This is a genomic window from Magnetospirillum sp. SS-4 (assembly GCF_902729425.1).
Lineage (GTDB): Bacteria > Pseudomonadota > Alphaproteobacteria > Rhodospirillales > Magnetospirillaceae > Phaeospirillum.
Map to the genome: position 1 here is coordinate 1 of NZ_CACVCH010000046.1, position 16663 is coordinate 16663.

Annotated in this window: 19 protein-coding genes and 1 tRNA gene; 8 read left to right on the plus strand and 12 right to left on the minus strand. The window is 65.5% G+C overall.

All coding sequences use genetic code 11. From position 1 onward, the window contains the following. On the plus strand, window positions 1-502 hold a 502-nt coding region (locus MTBSS4_RS06175), incomplete at its 5' end, for a hypothetical protein (RefSeq protein ID WP_173982528.1). A gap of 114 nt (window positions 503-616) precedes the next feature. On the opposite strand, the gene MTBSS4_RS06180 is transcribed toward MTBSS4_RS06175, so the two are convergent. The 12 genes from MTBSS4_RS06180 to erpA form a co-directional block, all read right to left on the minus strand. Then, the gene (locus MTBSS4_RS06180; protein ID WP_173982529.1) at window positions 617-949 is read right to left on the minus strand and encodes a DNA-binding transcriptional regulator; all 333 of its coding nucleotides are present in this window, start codon (window positions 947-949) and stop codon (window positions 617-619) included. Continuing rightward, complete coding sequence (locus MTBSS4_RS06185) at window positions 930-1313, minus strand: type II toxin-antitoxin system RelE/ParE family toxin (RefSeq protein WP_173982530.1); 384 nt, start codon at window positions 1311-1313, stop codon at window positions 930-932. Before MTBSS4_RS06185 ends, MTBSS4_RS06180 begins: the two co-directional genes overlap by 20 nt. 100 nt (window positions 1314-1413) lie before the next feature. Next, window positions 1414-1638 carry an AlpA family transcriptional regulator gene (locus tag MTBSS4_RS06190; protein ID WP_173982531.1) on the minus strand — a complete coding sequence of 75 codons (225 nt, stop codon included), beginning with the start codon at window positions 1636-1638 and terminating at the stop codon, window positions 1414-1416. Window positions 1639-2017: 379 nt separating this feature from the next. Next, window positions 2018-2094: transfer RNA gene (locus tag MTBSS4_RS06195), tRNA-Met, on the minus strand. A gap of 125 nt (window positions 2095-2219) precedes the next feature. Then, window positions 2220-3002: a 5'/3'-nucleotidase SurE gene (surE, locus tag MTBSS4_RS06200; RefSeq protein ID WP_173982532.1), complete on the minus strand. Its 783-nt coding sequence runs from the start codon at window positions 3000-3002 to the stop codon at window positions 2220-2222. A gap of 1 nt (window position 3003) precedes the next feature. Beyond that, a complete protein-coding gene (serS, locus tag MTBSS4_RS06205) occupies window positions 3004-4272 on the minus strand; it encodes a serine--tRNA ligase (protein WP_173982533.1) in 1269 nt (422 codons plus the stop codon). 16 nt (window positions 4273-4288) lie between these two features. Next, a complete protein-coding gene (gene tatC / locus MTBSS4_RS06210) occupies window positions 4289-5116 on the minus strand; it encodes a twin-arginine translocase subunit TatC (RefSeq protein ID WP_254432411.1) in 828 nt (275 codons plus the stop codon). A 9-nt stretch (window positions 5117-5125) separates the two neighbouring features. Next, window positions 5126-5521: a Sec-independent protein translocase protein TatB gene (tatB, locus tag MTBSS4_RS06215; RefSeq protein WP_173982534.1), complete on the minus strand. Its 396-nt coding sequence runs from the start codon at window positions 5519-5521 to the stop codon at window positions 5126-5128. Between the two features lie 63 nt (window positions 5522-5584). Continuing rightward, window positions 5585-5842 (minus strand): twin-arginine translocase TatA/TatE family subunit, encoded by a 258-nt coding sequence (locus MTBSS4_RS06220; RefSeq protein WP_173982535.1) that lies wholly within the window; start codon window positions 5840-5842, stop codon window positions 5585-5587. Window positions 5843-5934: 92 nt separating this feature from the next. Then, window positions 5935-6363: a response regulator gene (locus MTBSS4_RS06225; protein ID WP_173982536.1), complete on the minus strand. Its 429-nt coding sequence runs from the start codon at window positions 6361-6363 to the stop codon at window positions 5935-5937. A 22-nt stretch (window positions 6364-6385) separates the two neighbouring features. Then, complete coding sequence (gene scpB, locus MTBSS4_RS06230; protein WP_173982537.1) at window positions 6386-7033, minus strand: SMC-Scp complex subunit ScpB; 648 nt, start codon at window positions 7031-7033, stop codon at window positions 6386-6388. A gap of 27 nt (window positions 7034-7060) precedes the next feature. Beyond that, on the minus strand, window positions 7061-7414 hold the full coding sequence (gene erpA, locus MTBSS4_RS06235; protein WP_173982538.1) for an iron-sulfur cluster insertion protein ErpA: 354 nt from the start codon (window positions 7412-7414) through the stop codon (window positions 7061-7063). Window positions 7415-7575: 161 nt separating this feature from the next. Here erpA and MTBSS4_RS06240 point away from each other — a divergent pair, with 161 nt between their 5' ends. The 7 genes from MTBSS4_RS06240 (at window position 7576) to MTBSS4_RS06270 (ending at window position 16655) form a co-directional block, all read left to right on the plus strand. Further along, window positions 7576-8778 (plus strand): deoxyguanosinetriphosphate triphosphohydrolase, encoded by a 1203-nt coding sequence (locus MTBSS4_RS06240; protein ID WP_173982539.1) that lies wholly within the window; start codon window positions 7576-7578, stop codon window positions 8776-8778. Window positions 8779-8782: 4 nt separating this feature from the next. After that, entirely contained in the window at window positions 8783-10519 is a 1737-nt protein-coding gene (gene argS, locus MTBSS4_RS06245) for an arginine--tRNA ligase (RefSeq protein WP_173982540.1), read from the plus strand. A gap of 1 nt (window position 10520) precedes the next feature. After that, window positions 10521-11408 (plus strand): SPOR domain-containing protein, encoded by an 888-nt coding sequence (locus MTBSS4_RS06250; RefSeq protein ID WP_173982541.1) that lies wholly within the window; start codon window positions 10521-10523, stop codon window positions 11406-11408. Beyond that, window positions 11395-12420, plus strand: coding sequence for a beta-N-acetylhexosaminidase (gene nagZ, locus MTBSS4_RS06255; RefSeq protein WP_173982542.1), 1026 nt, complete (start codon window positions 11395-11397; stop codon window positions 12418-12420). Before MTBSS4_RS06250 ends, nagZ begins: the two co-directional genes overlap by 14 nt. Beyond that, the gene (locus MTBSS4_RS06260; RefSeq protein ID WP_173982543.1) at window positions 12420-13103 is read left to right on the plus strand and encodes a site-2 protease family protein; all 684 of its coding nucleotides are present in this window, start codon (window positions 12420-12422) and stop codon (window positions 13101-13103) included. Before nagZ ends, MTBSS4_RS06260 begins: the two co-directional genes overlap by 1 nt. Window positions 13104-13110: 7 nt before the next feature. Then, window positions 13111-13926, plus strand: a complete 816-nt coding sequence (locus MTBSS4_RS06265) for a ScpA family protein (RefSeq protein ID WP_254432412.1) — start codon at window positions 13111-13113, stop codon at window positions 13924-13926. Between the two features lie 206 nt (window positions 13927-14132). Continuing rightward, window positions 14133-16655: a PAS-domain containing protein gene (locus tag MTBSS4_RS06270; protein WP_254432413.1), complete on the plus strand. Its 2523-nt coding sequence runs from the start codon at window positions 14133-14135 to the stop codon at window positions 16653-16655. Window positions 16656-16663 lie beyond the last annotated feature (8 nt).

The following is a 16663-nucleotide window of genomic DNA, read 5'->3' on the forward strand; positions in this document are numbered from 1 at the left end:
GATGGATGGTGAGGAGGGGCCTTGGTCATTGATGCGCAACAATATTGCCGATATAGCCAGGCTAATTATAATATCTCCTGAATTTGTTGCGACACTAATCGCAACAACAGCATGCATAATTTTCGACAAGTATGCGCAAAGCATACTGTCATATTTTCCGTGGGACACTCCAAATTTTATCCTCGGCTTCTTCGCATTCCCAACAGCACTTGTTGTTGCTGCCTACAATTCCGGAACAAGCTTGCTATCGAAGAATAGGCGGTTGCTATTGGATTCAGGTCTATATATACGGTGTAAAAATAGAGTTATTTTTGGATGTGTATTAACGATTGCAACTCTTATTGGATCAGCAGTTGCATACGTACTGATTAAAATAAATGTTAATTCCTATGCAAGCACAGCGGCGGCACTAATTTCATCTGGCTGGATTTCGTCGATGATATCAGTTTCATCAATAGCTCTTGCTGATTTCACAATTAAAGAAATAGAAGAATCAAATTAGATTTTCCCAGGCAGTATGGAGTTCTTGATTTTGGGCGGTGGGGAAGAACCTCTTTTGCCCTGGCCGCCGATTTACCGGCACAACCTCCCGCGTCCAAGTCCGCCAAGATATCGGCTATAGAATGGCGTCAATCCCCTTTTGGCGGATGACGTTGAGCAACACCAGCGCTGGCCCCGTTGGCCGTTTCGCTCCACGTTCCAACTGCGAGATATAGCCGACGGTGAGGTTGAGATATCGGGCGAATACGGCTTGGCTGAGGTGTGCCCGCTCACGGATGGATCGGATTTCGTCGCCACTGATAGGGGCGGCAGTGCTGACGGTTTTTTCCCCAAGGTGCCGAAGCGTGATCTTTTCATGCGTAGCGTCATCCATGACGCCAATCCGGTGCATGCCCTCGGATGTTTCAAGGATGGCTTTCGTCAAGCGATCAGATGCCGTCTTCGTCATAGGAAACCTCCTGTAGCTCGTCCGCCTCGATAGCTTTCGTGATTTGAGCGAGATCAATGGCCAGCCATCGGGCCGCAATCTCTCGAAGAGACAGCAATTCGTCTTGGCCGATATCATCCCGTTCATTCTTGGCGAACGCATACAAAAACACGGCTCGATCTTGCGCCATATACGCAACCAACATCCGATAGCCGCCGGATCGTCCCTGGCCGGTGCGGGCGACACGCTGCTTGATAAGGCCATCGCCTAAATCGGCATCAATGATACCGCGCTCCGCCCTTTCGATAGCTTCACGCAAGCTGTGGTCGGAAATCTGTCCGCGCCGGACAAACCGCGCCAGCCATTTCGTCTTGAAAATTCGCACTGATGAACCCTAACACTGAGAACTATAGCACTCAGAACCATATATTCATAGATTCGGAAAAAGGGATGGCCGGTTGTGCACACCGGCCATCCCCGCCCCGTCAAAAGGAAGTCTCGTGAGTGGGTGTATCGCGTTCGGCAATACGCTCGCTCACCCACGCATCCACCTCGGACATCAACCACGCGACCCGACCCGGACCAAGGTTTACCCGCTTGGGGAATTTTCCCGCCGCTTCGAGCCGCCCGATATGTTGAGGCGTATACGGGATGCCGCAGACGCTCTTGAGCTCTTTCTTCGACACGAGCCGCTTATCAAACTGGATCATCGGATTTCTCCCTCTCGGGAGGCATCGCGATGCCCCGGTTAAAAAGCCGCACCGGTAGGCAGGGGAATGGTAGCGCCACGGTCGCATACCTGTCGAGAGATTCGCCAACGGCAGGCATGCCCCCCTCAACGGCTTTAGGGGACACTCTTAGGGGACGCCTAGGGGACAAACGGCCCAGCCTCACCACCCGTGGGTAACAAAAATCCGGGCCGATAGGAGCCCACGAAAACCCAGGAAAACCGTGCAGGATTGGGGAAACTGCCGCATTGGCCGCATCAAGCCCGCATCCCCTATACTTTTTTGTCCCCTAGAATGTCCCCTAGAGCCCCAAAAACGATCAAGGGGTTAGCCCATTTCTGAGCTAACCCCTTGATTTAATTGGTAGCGGGAGAGGGACTTGAACCCCCGACCCCAGGATTATGATTCCCGTGCTCTAACCAGCTGAGCTACCCCGCCACGGCTCGAGAGCGGACGGTATAAAGTGCTTTCCCCGGTACTGTCAAGACATGCCGTGCCATGATTCCGAGATTCGATTCGAAGCCCGGCCGGGCGGGCGGGGCAGGGGGGAGGACGGCGGGGACTCAGGGGAAGACCGGGGCCAGCGCCTGCATGGTGGCGCGGTCGGTCAGGTCGAAGCACAGCGGCGTCACCGACACCGCGCCGCGGCACACCGCCTCGATGTCGGTGCCGGGGGTGGTGCGTTCCTCGGCCCGCTGAGCGCCGATCCACACATAGGGCTCGCCCCGGGGGTCGGCGCGCTCGACGATGGAATCGCCCAGCTTGCGCTTGCCCTGGCGGGTCACCTCGATGCCGCAGACATGGGAATGGACGACGTCGGGGAAGTTGACGTTCATCAGCACGTTGCGGCCCCAGCCCACCGCCATGACCCGGCGGATGATGTCGGGCGCCCAATGCTCGGCGGTGGCCCATTTCACCGGGTGGGGATGGTTGACGTACTGGGACAGGGCGATGGCGGGAATGCCCAGGATGGTGGCTTCCATCGCCGCCGCCACCGTGCCGGAATAGGTGACGTCCTCGCCCAGGTTGGAGCCCCGGTTGACGCCCGACAGCACCAGGTCGGGCTTGCGGCCCTTCAGCACATGGTTGACCCCCAGCAGCACCGCGTCGGTCGGTGTGCCGTCGACGGCGAAGCGCCGCCTGGACAATTGCCGCACCCTGAGCGGACGGCGGATGGTGAGGGAATGGCCGGCGGCGCTCTGCTCGTGCTCGGGCGCCACCACCCACACGTCCCTGGACAGCGAGCGGGCGATGCGTTCCAGCACCTTGATTCCCGGCGCGTTGACGCCGTCGTCGTTGGAGATCAGGATGCGGAGGCCTGACAGGTCGTCTACGGGCTGGAACATCTCAACCGATCACCTCCAGCCCGCCCATGTAGGGCCGCAGCGCCTCGGGCACCCGGATCGAGCCGTCGGCCTGCTGATAGTTCTCCATCACCGCGATCAGGGCGCGGCCGACGGCGAGGCCGGAGCCGTTCAGGGTATGGACGAAGCGGGTTCCCTTCTCGCCCTCGCCCTTGAAGCGTGCCTTCATGCGCCGGGCCTGGAAGTCGCCGCAATTGGAGCAGGACGAAATCTCGCGATAGCGCTGCTGGCCGGGCAGCCAGACCTCGATGTCGTAGGTCTTGCGGGCGGAAAAGCCCATGTCGCCGGTGCACAGCGCCACGACGCGATAGGCCAGCCCCAGGCGTTGCAGCACCGCCTCGGCGCAGGCGGTCATGCGCGAATGCTCCAGGTCGGAGGCGTCGGGGTGGGCGATGGAGACCATCTCGACCTTGTGGAACTGATGCTGGCGGATCATGCCGCGGGTGTCCTTGCCCGCCGCGCCGGCCTCGGAGCGGAAGCAGGGCGTCAGCGCCGTCATGCGGATGGGCAGCGCCTTCTCGTCGATGATCGCGTCGCCCAGCAGGTTGGTCAGCGGCACCTCGGCGGTGGGGATCAGCCAGTGGCCGGTATTGGTCCTGAACAGGTCGTCCCCGAACTTGGGCAACTGGCCGGTGCCGAAGGCGGCGCCGTCCTTGACCATCAGCGGCGGGTCGATCTCGGTATAGCCGTGCTCCAGGGTCTGAAGGTCCAGCATGAACTGGCCCAGGGCGCGTTGCAGCCGCGCCAGCGGCCCCCTCAGCACCACGAAGCGGGCGCCCGACAGCCGGGCGGCGCCGTCGAAATCCATCTGCCCCAGGCCGGCGCCCAGGGCGTCGTGGTCCCTGGCCTCGAAGTCGAAGACGGCGGGCGTGCCCCAGCGGCGCAGTTCGACGTTGTGATCCTCGTCCGGGCCGTCGGGCGCGTCGGCGGCGGGCAGGTTGGGAATGGCGGCCAGGATGGAATCGATCTCGGCGCCCAACTGCCGGTCCTCCTCCTCAACCGCCGGAATCCGCTCCTTCAGCGCCGCGACCTCGTCCATCAGGGCCTGGGCGTCGCCACCGCTCTTCTTCAGGACGCCGATCTGGCGCGAGACCTCGTTGCGGCGGGCCTGCATCTCCTGGAAGGCGGTCTGGGCCGCCCGGCGGCGTTCGTCCAGCGCCAGAATTCCGGCGGAACGCGGCTCCAGCCCGCGCCGCCTCAGGCCGGAATCGAATCCGTCCGGGTTGTCGCGAATGGACTTCAGGTCATGCATGGCAAGGGTTCCGGGTTCAGGAATTGAAATCGGTTTCGTCCACGGCCTTGTCGTCGCCGTCCCCGTCATCCTCCAGCGCCGCGGCGCGCTTCCTTTCGGCCCAGCGGGCCGAGTAGACGGACATCTCGTAGAGAATGACCATGGGAATGGCCAGCGACAGCTGGCTGACCACGTCGGGCGGCGTGACGATGGCGGCGAAGACGAACACCCCGACGATGGCGAAGCGGCGCTTTTCCACCATGCCCTCGGCGGTGATGATGCCGACGCGGGCCAGCAGGGTCAGCAGCACCGGCATCTGGAAGGCCATGCCGAAGGCGAAGATCAGGGTCATGATCAGGGTCAGGGACTCGTTGACCTTGGCTTCCAGCTGGATCGGCAACTGCCCCGGCGCGGCGGCCAGGTTCTCGAAGCTGAGCAGATAGGTGTACAATCCCGGCAGCACGATGAAATAGACCAGCGCCGCCCCCATGGCGAACAGCACCGGCGTCGCCAGCAGGAAGGGGTAGAAGGCCTGTTTCTCGTGCTTGTAGAGCCCCGGGGCGATGAAGGCCCACAACTGTCCCGCCCACACCGGGAAGCATAGGGCGGCGGCGGCGAAGGCGGCCACCTTCATGAAGGTGAAGAATGCCTCGGTCGGCGCGGTGTAGATCAGGCGGCGGTTGCCGCCCTTTTCCAGCGCCACCCGCGAATAGGGCTCCAGCAGGAACTCGTAGATGGCATTGGAGAAATAAAAGCAGATGCCGAAGGCGACCAGGAACGCCAGGGCCGACCAGATCAGCCGCTGGCGCAGTTCGACCAGATGTTCGAGCAGGGGCATGGTCTTGTCGTCGGAAGAAGCGCTCAAGATGCGTCCCTAGGGTTCTGGCGGACGCGACGGCGGCGCATCCTGGCCGATGGGCACGGGAACGGGGTCGGCGGGCGTGGGGGCGGGGCTGGCGCCGGACGAGAGGTCGAGCGGCGGCACCTGCATCGCCTTGGCCATCTCGCCGGTGGGGTCGATGGCCTTGTCGATTTCCTCGCGCAGCAGATTGGGCTGCTCGGCCACCCTGGAGACCTGCTTCCTGAGGTCGTCCAGTTCCGAATCCCGCACCATGTCGTCCATGCCGCGCTGGAAGTCGGACGCCATCTCGCGGGCCTTGCGGGTCCAGCGCCCGACCTGGCGAAGCACCGTCGGCAAATCCTTGGGGCCGATGATGATCAGGCTGACCGCGGCGATCAGCGCCATCTCGTCCCAGCCGATGTCGAACATCCGGCTACCCCCGGTGAGCGGGCGAGTGAAGGTGCAGCACCATCACCCGCGCCGTGACGCCGCTCACGACTTGGCGGCGGTGTCGGGCTGCGCGGCGGGCTTCGCCGCCTCGCCCTCGGTGACGCGAGCTTGGGGCTGGGCCGGCGACGGGGGCGTCTGCGGGGCCGCCGCAGCAGCATCGTCCTCGTCCTTCAGGCCGTGCTTGAACGCCTTCACGCCCTTGGCCATGTCGCCCATGAGCTTGGGAATCTTGTTCGCGCCGAACAGAAGCAGCACGATGACGAGGACGATGAGCCAATGGCCGATACTCCAGGTTCCCATACCAAACCACTCCCTGACAACGTGCGGGCCATGTTTCCGGCCCGGCGGCGGATCATCGCAAAAGACCGCGCCCTCCGCAATGGCCGGAAACCCTAATCGCCGAAATAGAGCTCCCGCCGCTTGGGCGTCGGGTCGGGGCTGACGATCCGTCGGACCGTCGCCAGGACGTCGGCCACCGTGAAGGGAATCTGGATCACCTGATCGGCTCCGGCCGCCTTGGACCGCGTCACCGCTGCCGCATCGCCCTTGTGCACCAGCATCACCACCGGCGTTTCCACCTTGTGCTTTCGCATGTGCTGGACGCAGGAACAGCCGTTCAGCGGCTCCATGTCGTACTCGCAGAAGATCATCTGCGGCTTGAACTCGGCCAGTCTTTGCAGCATCTCGTGGGCGGGGCCGTGAATGGTGGTTCCGGCCCCGGCCTGCTTCAGCGACGACACCAGCAGTTCGCGGGCGAGCTGGCGCTCGCCGATCAGCATCAGTCTGGCGCCCTTGAGCAGGTTGTTGCTGAGGCCAGGCATCGCTCACCCTCCCTCGCCAGGATCAGCCGATTCCCAGCAATTCGTCGTCGTCCAGCAATTCCAGCTGAGTATCCTCGGCCTCCGGCCCGGTGTCCACCAACCGATCGCCATCGATCGCACGGTTGCCATAGGCGCCGGCGGCGGCGCGGGAATCCAGCAGGCCGGCGGCCTCCAGTTCCTTTACCCCCGGCAGGTCGTCCAGGGATTCCAGGCCGAAATGATCCAGGAAGGCCTCGGACGTTCCCCAGGTCAGCGGCCGTCCCGGAGTGCGCCGCCGTCCCCTGGGCCGCACCCAGCCGGCGGCGAACAGGATGTCCAGGGTTCCCTTGGACAGGGCCACCCCCCGGATCTCCTCGATCTCGGCGCGGGTGACCGGCTGGTGATAGGCGATGATGGCCAGGGTTTCCACCGCCGCCCGCGACAGCCGGCGTTCCTGGGTGTGCTCGACCTTCAGTTCCTCGGCCAGGTCGGCGGCGGTGCGGAACCCCCAGCCGGCACCCCGCCGCACCAGGTTGAACCCGCGCGCGGCGTAATGGGTCTGCAATTCCGCCAGCAGCGCCGGGACGTCGGTTCCGTCGGGAAGGCGGGACGCGATGGCCTGCTCGGTGATGGGGTCGGTGGCGGCGAAGATCAGCGCCTCGGCCACGCGCAGCGCCTGGGGATCGGTCATCTTGTTTCCCTGGCGGAGCGGGTGGGGCTAGACGGAAAACGAGCTGCCGCAGCCGCAGGTGGACGAGGCATTGGGGTTCCTGATCTGGAATGACGAGCCGACCAGGTCCTCGACGAAATCCACCACCGAGCCGTCCAGCATGTCCAGCGAGGTCTGGTCGATCACCATGCGGATGCCGAATTCCTCGAAGACGCGGTCCTCGTCGCCGATGGTGTCGTCCAGCGAGATGCCGTACTGAAAGCCGGAACAGCCGCCGCCCGACACGCCGACGCGCAGCATCATGTTGGGCTTTCCCTCCATGCGGATCAGGGTCTGCACCCGCTCTGCCGCGCTTTCGGTGACGCTGACGCGGGCGGCGTAGTTGTGTTCGGTCTCGGCCATGGTGGTCCTCTGATCTGGCGGTCGGGAGATCTTTTAGAACAATATCACCCTGGAGCTCCCGGAGGAAAGGGGGACCGGATGCAATTTAGGTATGCGAATACCGAATTCAAGGGCACCAACGCCGGTTGCGCTGGATCGCGGCGGCTTGTAGTGTCCCAGCCATGATCGCGACCGCTGAAAATCGCTCTCTTGCGCTGGCCGGATATGCCTGCCGGCCGGAGGAGACGCGCGGCCGCCTCCATGGCGAGCCGGACAGTCCCACCCGGTCCCCGTTCCAGCGCGACCGCGACCGCATCATCCATTCCGCCGCCTTCCGCCGCCTGCAATACAAGACCCAGGTGTTCGTCTATCACGAGGGCGAGAACTACCGCACCCGCCTGACCCATTCTCTGGAGGTGTCGCAGATCGCGCGCTCCATCAGCCGGGTCCTGGGCCTGGACGAGGATCTGGCCGAGGCGCTGGCGCTGGCCCACGATCTCGGCCACACCCCGTTCGGCCATGCCGGCGAGGACGCGCTGCAAGACGTCCTGGCCGAATACGGCGGCTTCGACCACAACGCCCAGTCCTTGCGCATCGTCACCAAGCTGGAACGCCGCTATGTCGAGTTCGAGGGACTGAACCTCACCTGGGAGACCCTGGAGGGGCTGGTCAAGCACAATGGCCCGCTGACCGGCCCGCTGGCGGTCGGCAAGGACCGGCCGCTGCCGGGCGCCATCGCCGAATACGCCCTGCTGCACGATCTCGACCTCGACACCTATGCCGGAGCCGAGGCGCAGGTGGCGGCCCTGGCCGACGACATCGCCTACAACAACCACGATATCGACGACGGCCTGCGCGCCGGCCTGTTCAGCATCGACGATCTCGCCGACGTGCCCCTGGTGGGGCCGCTGTTTCATCGGGTGGCCCGCGATTATCCGGAATCCGACGATTCGCTGCGCATTCACGAGGTGGTGCGCCGCATGATCGGCATCATGATCCTGGACCTGATCGAGGAGACAAGGCGGCGCATCGCGGAATCCAATCCGCGCTCGGCCGATGACGTTCGCCGGCTGGGCCGTCCGCTGGTGGCGTTCTCGGACGGCATGCGCGCCAACGACGCGGCGCTGAGAAAGTTTCTGTTCGCCAACATGTACCGTCACTTCACCGTCAACCGCATGACCAGTAAGGGCCGGCGGGTGGTGAAGGACCTGTTCCGCCTGCTGTTCGCCGAGCCGGAATGCCTGCCGCCCGAATGGCGGCGGCTGGCCGACGGACGGGAAACCGCCAAGACCGCCCGCGTGGTGGCCGATTACATCGCCGGCATGACCGATCGCTTCGCCCTCGACGAGCATCGCCGGCTGTTCGACATGCAAGAGAAGCCCTGACACAATGAATCTGTTCAAGTTTTTCCGCCAAGAGATCGTCGCCATCGTCGAACGGGTCGTTCCCGGTCTTGACACCTCGCGCATCACCGCCGAGCCGCCGCGCGAGCAGGCCCACGGTGACGTCGCCACCAACGCCGCCATGGTTCTGGCCAAGGCCGCCGGCCAGAAGCCCCGCGATCTGGCCGAGCGGCTGGCCGCCGAGCTGCGCGGCCTGAAGGCGGTGACCGGGGTCGAGGTCGCCGGTCCCGGCTTCATCAACATGCGTCTGGCCGACTGGTTCTGGATCGAGCGCCTGACCGACGTGCTGCGCGAGGGCGACGCCTACGGCTCGTCCGATCTGGGGGGCGGCCGGCGGATCAACGTGGAATACGTCTCGGCCAATCCCACCGGCCCCATGCATATCGGCCACGCCAGAGGCGCGGTGACCGGCGACGCCCTGGCCTCGCTGCTGGCCAGGGTCGGCTTTGACGTGACGCGGGAATACTACGTCAACGACGCCGGCGCCCAGGTGGACGTGCTGGCCCGCTCGGTCCATCTGCGCTATCTGGAGGCGCTGGGCGACGCCATCGGCGAGATTCCCGAGGGGCTCTATCCCGGCGAGTACCTGAAGCCGGCCGGCGCCGAACTGGCGCGGATTCATGGCCCGAAATGGAAGGATGCGCCCGAGGCCGAGTGGCTGGCGGCGTTCCGGGGATTCGCGGTCGACGCCATGCTGGGCATGATCAAGGACGATCTGGCCGGGCTGGGGGTCAGGCACGACGTCTTCGTCTCCGAGCGCGGATTGGTCGAGGACGGCAAGGTCCAGGCGGCGCTGGATTTCCTCGATTCCAAGGGGCTGATCTACGAAGGCGTGCTGGAACCGCCCAAGGGCAAGCTGCCCGACGATTGGGAGCCCCGGCCGCAAACCCTGTTCCGCGCCACCTCGTTCGGCGACGACGTCGACCGGCCGCTGCGGAAGTCGGACGGATCGTGGACCTATTTCGCGTCCGACATCGCCTATCACCTGGACAAATACCGGCGCGGCTTCACCGCCATGATCGACGTGTGGGGCGCCGACCACGGCGGCTACGTCAAGCGCATGCAGGCCGCGGTCAAGGCGGTCAGCGGCAACGAGGCCGACCTGGACGTCAAGCTGTGCCAGATGGTCAACCTGCTGAAGGGCGGCCAGCCCTACAAGATGAGCAAGCGGGCCGGCACCTTCGTCACCCTGGCCGATCTGGTCGAGGCGGTCGGCAAGGACGTGGTGCGCTTCATCATGCTGACGCGCAAGAACGACGCCCATCTCGACTTCGACCTGGACAAGGTGATGGAGCAAAGCCGCGACAACCCGGTGTTCTACGTCCAGTACGCCCATGCCCGCTGTCACTCGGTGATGCGCCACGCCGCCGAACTCTGGCCCGACTGGACCGCCGTCGTCGAGCACCCCGACGCCGCCGTGCTGGGCCGCCTGCTCGACCCCGCCGAACTGGGCCTGATCAGGCTGCTGGCGGGATGGCCGCGCCTGCTGGAGACCGCCGCCGAGACTCACGAGCCGCATCGCATCGCCTTCTATCTCTACGATCTGGCCGCCGGCTTCCACGGCCTGTGGAACAAGGGCAAGGACGAGTCCCGTCTGCGCTTCCTGATCGAGGACGACCGCGAGCTGTCGCTGGCCCGGCTGGCCCTGCTGAAGGCGGTGACCAATGTAATCGCTTCCGGCCTCGCCATTTTCGGCGTCCGGCCGGTGGAGGAGATGCGCTGACATGGCAAAGCGTCCCGACGACGATTATGACCGGGACATCCCGGACCTTCCCGAACGCTACGATTTCGACGCCGATTCCCGCCAGGCCAAGGCCGGGCATCGTCTGCGCGGCATCGTCACCATCACCCTGGCGGTGGTGGCTGTGGGCGCCATCGTCGCCGCCGGCCTGCACTTCCTCGGCGGCCGCAAGGGCGGCGGCATGGGCGTGCCGGTGATCAAGGCCGACGACCGCCCCATCAAGGTCCGCCCCGATGATCGCGGCGGTATGCAGGTGCCCAATCAGGACAAGCTGGTCTACGAGCGCATGGAACAGGGCGGCGAGGCCGAACCGAAGGTCGAGCGCCTGCTGCCCCAGGCCGAGGTTCCCAAGGCGCCGCCGCGTCCGGCGCCGGTGGTCGAGGCGCCTCAGCGTCCGACCCAGCCCTTGCCGCCCAAGCCGGGCGAGCCGCCGCCCCCCAAGGCGGCTCCCGCTCCCAAGGTCGCGGCCCAATCCATGGAGACGCCGCCGCCAGCCCCGCCGGCCGTCGCCGCTTCCGCCAAGCCCAATCCGGCTGATCAGGTGATCACCCCTGCCCAGGTCGCCAGCGCGCCGCCGCCGCCGCCCGTTCCCGCCGCGCCGTCGCCGGCCAAGACCGCGACGTTCGGAGATTACGCGGTCCAGCTGGGGGCGGTTCGCGCCCAGGATCTGGCCGAGAAGGAATGGCTTCGCATCCAGAAGGGCAATGCCGATCTGCTGGGCAATCTGAAGCCGGATATCGTCAAGGTGGAACTGGAAGGAAAGGGGACCTATTGGCGGATTCGCGGCGTGCCGCTGACCGAGCAGGCCGCCCGCCAGATCTGCGCCGAAATGGCGCTGCGCAACCAGGGGTGCATTCTTGTCCGCAGGTAAGGTCGCAGCCGCCATCTTCGGTTGTTCAGGTCCGGTTCTCGCCGATGACGAACGCCGTTTCTTCGCCGAGACCGATCCGCTGGGCTTCATCCTGTTCGCCCGCAATATCGAGTCGCCGGATCAGGTCCGGGCCTTGGTGCGCGATCTCAGGGAAACGGTCGGCCGCGCCGACGCGCCGGTGCTGATCGACCAGGAAGGGGGCCGGGTCCAGCGGCTGCGGCCGCCCCATTGGCGAAGCGCGCCGCCGGGCGAGCCCTTCGCCCGGCTGGCCCGGCGCGATCCGGCCGCCGCCCGCGAGGCGCTGCGCCTCAATTTCCGGCTGATTGGGCGCGAACTGGCCGATCTCGGCATCGACGTGGATTGCGCTCCGGTGCTGGACGTGCCGGTGGCCGGCGCCCACGACGTCATCGGCGACCGCGCCTATGGCCGGAGCGCCGCCGAGGTGGCCGGTCTGGCCGGCGTGGTGATGGATGGTCTGCTGGACGAGGGCGTGCTGCCGGTGATCAAGCATATTCCCGGCCACGGCCGCGCCATGGTCGACAGCCACCAAGGCCTGCCGGTGGTGGACGCCTCGCTGGCCGAACTGGAATCCCAGGATTTTCCGCCGTTCCGCGCCCTGGCCCACGCGCCCTGGGCCATGACCGCCCATGTGGTCTATACCGCCCTGGATGCCGCCGCGCCGGCCACCACCTCGGCCACGGTGATCGGAACGGTCATTCGCGGCGCCATCGGCTTCGATGGGCTGCTGATCTCGGACGATCTGTCCATGAAGGCGCTGGGCGGCGGCTTCGACGAACGTACCCGCGCCTCGCTGGCAGCCGGCTGCGACGTGGTGCTGCACTGCAACGGCGACATGGCGGAAATGCGGGCCATCGCCTCCGCCGTGACGCCGCTGTCGGAACGCGCCGAGGAACGTCTGGCGCGGGGTGTGGCCATGAAGCGCTCTCCCGCCGTCTTCGATGCCGCCGCCGCCGCGAGGCGGGTGGAGGAATTGCTGGCGGGGGGCGGCTGATGGGCGACGTCGCCGCCTTGCTGTTCGGAATATCCATCTGGGCGCTGCCGCTGATCTTCGCCGTCACCCTGCACGAGGCCGCCCACGGCTATGCCGCCCTGGCCATGGGCGACGACACCGCCCAGCGCATGGGCCGGATATCGCTCAATCCGCTGCGCCACGTCGACCCGTTCGGCACCGTGATCCTGCCGGGTCTGCTGCTGCTGCTGGGGGGCGTGATGTTCGGCTGGGCCAAGCCGGTGCCGGTCAATTTCGCCCGCCTGCGCGATCCGCGCCTCGGCATGATCGTCGTCGCGGCGGCGGGACCGGGCATGAACATCGCCCTGGCCGTCGTCTCGGTGCTGGTCGCCATCCACATCCTGCCCCACATGCCCCAGACGGTACAGGGGTGGCTGCTTCTCAACCTGGACAACGCCATCTATTTCAACCTGCTGCTGGCGATCTTCAACATGCTGCCCCTGCCGCCGCTGGACGGCGGGCGGGTGCTGGTGGGCATCTTGCCGGCGCCGCTGGCCTGGCGGGTGGCGCGGCTGGAGAAGGCCGGTATCCTGATCCTGCTGGCGACGCTGTTCCTGCTGCCGGTTCTTGGCAACAAGCTGGGTTTCGACCTCGATATCTTCCGCTGGCTGGTCCATGGGCCGGTGGAGCAGGTCGGGCGCTTCCTGGTCGATATCCTGAAATAGGCCGGCCGTGCAGATCGACGCCTTCGAGGAGGAGACAGAGCGGAGCGGCCGCCCCGCCGCCGACCGGCTGATGCTCGATCTCGACGTCTGGGAAGGGCCGCTGGACGTCCTGCTCCAACTGGCCCGCGACCAGAAGGTGGATCTGGCCCGCATCTCGATCCTGAGGCTTGCCGACCAGTATCTGGATTTCGTCAACCGGATTCGCCATACCCAGCTCGACCTGGCGGCCGAGTACCTGGTGATGGCGGCGTGGCTGGCCTACCTGAAGTCGCGGCTGCTGCTGCCCGAACCCGAGCCGGTGGCCGAGGACGAACCGTCGCCGGCCGAGATGGCGGCGGCGCTGGCCTTCCGACTGCGACGGCTTCAGGCCATGAAGGATGCCGGCGCCGGCCTGTTCGCCCGCAAGCTGCTGGGCCGAGACGTGTTCCGTTCCGGCCAGCCCGACGGCATCGAGGTGATCAGCCATTCGGTGTTCGACCTTGACCTTTACGACCTGCTGAAGGCCTATGCCGACCATGTGGTGCGCCACTCGGTCCGCACCCTGACGGTGGAGGCTTCCGATCTGTGGTCGGTGGAAGACGCGCTGCAACGGCTGGAAAGCATGCTGGGGCTGGGACGGTTGCCCGACTGGTCGGTCCTGATGGCCTATCTTCCGGCGCTGGAGGGCGATGACCTCAAGATGAAGTCGGCCATGGCGTCTACTTTCGTCGCCGCCCTGGAATTGGCCAAGCAGGGCCGTCTGGTGCTGCGCCAGGACGGCGGCGCCTATTCGCCGATCTACGTCAAGGCCGGCCAGCGCGGCGGCGAGGACCACGACGACTGACGGTCCCGCTTTTCCCAGTGACAAACTGTGATATTGCGGCATCAGGTGATAAGTAAACTTGCGCCGGGCGGCCAGTTGATGCCAAATCGACGAGGCAAACCCGCAGGGATGCTATGGGTATCATGGCTGGAGAAAGCTGGATCAGATTAAGGACCCGCATTGCGATTGCAATGGCGGCTACGTGCCTTGTTTTGATTGTGGTCGTCATGTCCTACCTGCAATGGGAGTTGGAGCATTCCGCCGTTGCCCAATGGCAGAAGGAGCGCGGTGTCGGAACGCTTGCCCTTGCCCGAGGCTTCGACCGCTCCATCAGGGACATGACCGATGACCTGAAGATGGCGGCGCATCTTCCGGCCATGGCCACCGTGCCGGAGGCCCATCAGGTCGATCGCCGCTTCAACGGCATTCCTCCGGGCGTCGACGTCGAGAAGCGGACGATTCTCGACAGCGTCATGGGACACGGCCATTTTTCGGTCCTGTTCGTTCTTCTGCCCAATGGGGATCACTATCTCAGCCATCCCTACGAGGTCCAGGCCCGCCTGACCCGCTTCAACCTCGCCGACCGCGGCTATTTCCAGGAGGCGACGCGGACCGGCGAGCCGGTGGTCTCCGACGCCTTTGTCGGCGCCGACGGCGTTCCCGCGGTGGTCATCAATATTCCAAGGCGCGATTCCTCGGGCAATATCGTCTTGCATCTGGGCGGCGTGCTGCATCTGGAGCGGATGAAGGAGCTGTTCGCCGCCACCATCGCCGAACCCTTCGACGTGGCCCTGCTGCTCGACCGGCGGGGGCAGGTGATCGCCGCCTCGCGTCATGCCGAGGATGCCGGTCTGTCGGAAGACGCCCTGATCGCCGCCGTGAGGCGGTTCCAGGCGGAAAATCCCCGGCCTGGCGAGGTCGTCAGCCGGGTCTATTCCGACCCCGGCCGCGACGAGGAGGTCCTGGCCAATCTGGTGGGGCTGGAATCCGGCTGGGCGGTGGCGCTGGCCCGCGGGCGTTCCACCTTCATCAGCCAGATCCGGCCCGAGGTCTCCCGGATCACCGCCATCGTCGGCGGCCTGCTGCTGCTGGTCTCGGCCCTGGGTTTCGCCATCGCCAGCCATGTCGCCGGGCGGTGGGACGCCGCCCGCCTCGCCCTGGCCGTGGCCCACGACGAGTTGGAGGACCGGGTTCGCCAGCGTACCGCCGATCTCGACCACAGCCGTCGGGAACTCCAGCGCAAGACCGCGACGCTGGAAACCATCATGGACAACATCAGCCAGGGCATCAGTCTCTACGACCGGGATCTGCGGCTGGTCATCTGCAACCGGCGCTTCATCGAATTGCTGGGATTGCCGTCCGGCATGGACCGGCCGGGAACGCCGCTGGCCGACTATTTCCGCTATAACGCCGAGCGCGGCGAATACGGCCCCTGCGACGTCGATGAACTGGTCGCAAGGCGGCTTGAACTGGCGGCCAATTTCCTGCCGCACCGTTTCCAGCGCATCCGCCCCGATGGCCGCGTCCTGGAGGTGGTGGGAACGCCGCTGCCCGATGGCGGCTTCGTCACCACCCACGCCGACATCACCGAGACCAAGCGCTCGCAGGAAAGCCTGCTGACCCTGTCGCGCGCCGTCGAGCAAAGCCCGGTTTCGGTGGTGATCACCGATCCCCGCGGCAACATCGAATACGTCAATCCGAAATTCGTCGCCGTCACCGGCTACGGCCCCGACGAGGTCAGGGGCCAGAATCCGCGCATCCTCAAGTCCGGCATGACCCAGGACGCGACCTATCACGACCTGTGGTCCACCATCTCGGACGGCCGGACCTGGGAAGGCGAGATGCAGAACCGCCGGAAGAACGGCGAATTGTTCTGGGAACGCGCCTCCATCTCTCCCATCCGTTCGCCCGATGGCGCCGTCATCCATTATCTGGCCGTCAAGGAGGACATAACCCAGCGCAAGCAGGCCGAAGCCGACCTGCGGGCCGCCTGGCAGGCCGCCGACGAGGCCAATCGCGCCAAGACCGTGTTCCTGTCTCACATGAGCCACGAACTGCGCACGCCGCTGACCGCCGTTCTGGGGTATTCCGAGATGATGGCGCTGGAGGTCGCCGGCCCGCTGCCCCCAGCCTATGCCGGTTATGTGGACAGCATCGTGGTCAGCGGCCGCCACTTGCTGGCGATCATCGACGAGGTGCTGGACATCACCCGGATCGAGCTGGGCAGCTATCGCATCGAGCAAAAGCCGACCGACTTCACCGCCATCGGCCGCGAATGCGTCGCCATGCTGCGGCCGCAATGCATCGCCAAGGCCATCGGCATCGACATGGACGAGGGCGCCGCCGTCAGGGGCGGCAGCGACGAACGGGCGGTGCGGCAGATTCTCATCAACCTGCTGGGCAACGCCATCAAATACACGCCGCGGGGTGGTTCCATCACCCTGGCGGTCGGGCGTGGCGATGACGCTTCGGTCCGGCTGGTGATCGCCGATACCGGCTGCGGCATTCCCGCCGACAAGCTGGACCATGTCTTCGATCCGTTCCAGCGGGTGGACCCGCTGCGGGCCGACCCCGCCCGCGGCGTCGGGTTGGGGCTGGCCATCTGCCATCGCCTCGCCGGGCTGCTGGGCGGTTCCATCGCCATCGAGTCGCGGCCGGGGGCGGGCACCACCGTCACCGTCGTCTTGCCGGCCGTCCCCGTCGCCGATTGTGTGAGCGAGACCACCGACACGGTCGTTTCCAGGGTCTAGCATGCGGA

Coding starts and splice junctions, on each gene's coding strand:
- argS (WP_173982540.1), top strand. CDS start 8,783: ATGAATCTGTTCAAGTTTTTCCGCCAAGAGATCGTCGCCATCGTCGAA.
- tatB (WP_173982534.1), bottom strand. CDS start 5,521: ATGTTCGACATCGGCTGGGACGAGATGGCGCTGATCGCCGCGGTCAGC.
- MTBSS4_RS06220 (WP_173982535.1), bottom strand. CDS start 5,842: ATGGGAACCTGGAGTATCGGCCATTGGCTCATCGTCCTCGTCATCGTG.
- MTBSS4_RS06190 (WP_173982531.1), bottom strand. CDS start 1,638: ATGATCCAGTTTGATAAGCGGCTCGTGTCGAAGAAAGAGCTCAAGAGC.
- MTBSS4_RS06180 (WP_173982529.1), bottom strand. CDS start 949: ATGACGAAGACGGCATCTGATCGCTTGACGAAAGCCATCCTTGAAACA.
- serS (WP_173982533.1), bottom strand. CDS start 4,272: ATGCATGACCTGAAGTCCATTCGCGACAACCCGGACGGATTCGATTCC.
- MTBSS4_RS06240 (WP_173982539.1), top strand. CDS start 7,576: ATGATCGCGACCGCTGAAAATCGCTCTCTTGCGCTGGCCGGATATGCC.
- MTBSS4_RS06225 (WP_173982536.1), bottom strand. CDS start 6,363: ATGCCTGGCCTCAGCAACAACCTGCTCAAGGGCGCCAGACTGATGCTG.
- surE (WP_173982532.1), bottom strand. CDS start 3,002: ATGTTCCAGCCCGTAGACGACCTGTCAGGCCTCCGCATCCTGATCTCC.
- MTBSS4_RS06260 (WP_173982543.1), top strand. CDS start 12,420: ATGGGCGACGTCGCCGCCTTGCTGTTCGGAATATCCATCTGGGCGCTG.
- MTBSS4_RS06270 (WP_254432413.1), top strand. CDS start 14,133: ATGTCCTACCTGCAATGGGAGTTGGAGCATTCCGCCGTTGCCCAATGG.
- MTBSS4_RS06250 (WP_173982541.1), top strand. CDS start 10,521: ATGGCAAAGCGTCCCGACGACGATTATGACCGGGACATCCCGGACCTT.
- scpB (WP_173982537.1), bottom strand. CDS start 7,033: ATGACCGATCCCCAGGCGCTGCGCGTGGCCGAGGCGCTGATCTTCGCC.
- erpA (WP_173982538.1), bottom strand. CDS start 7,414: ATGGCCGAGACCGAACACAACTACGCCGCCCGCGTCAGCGTCACCGAA.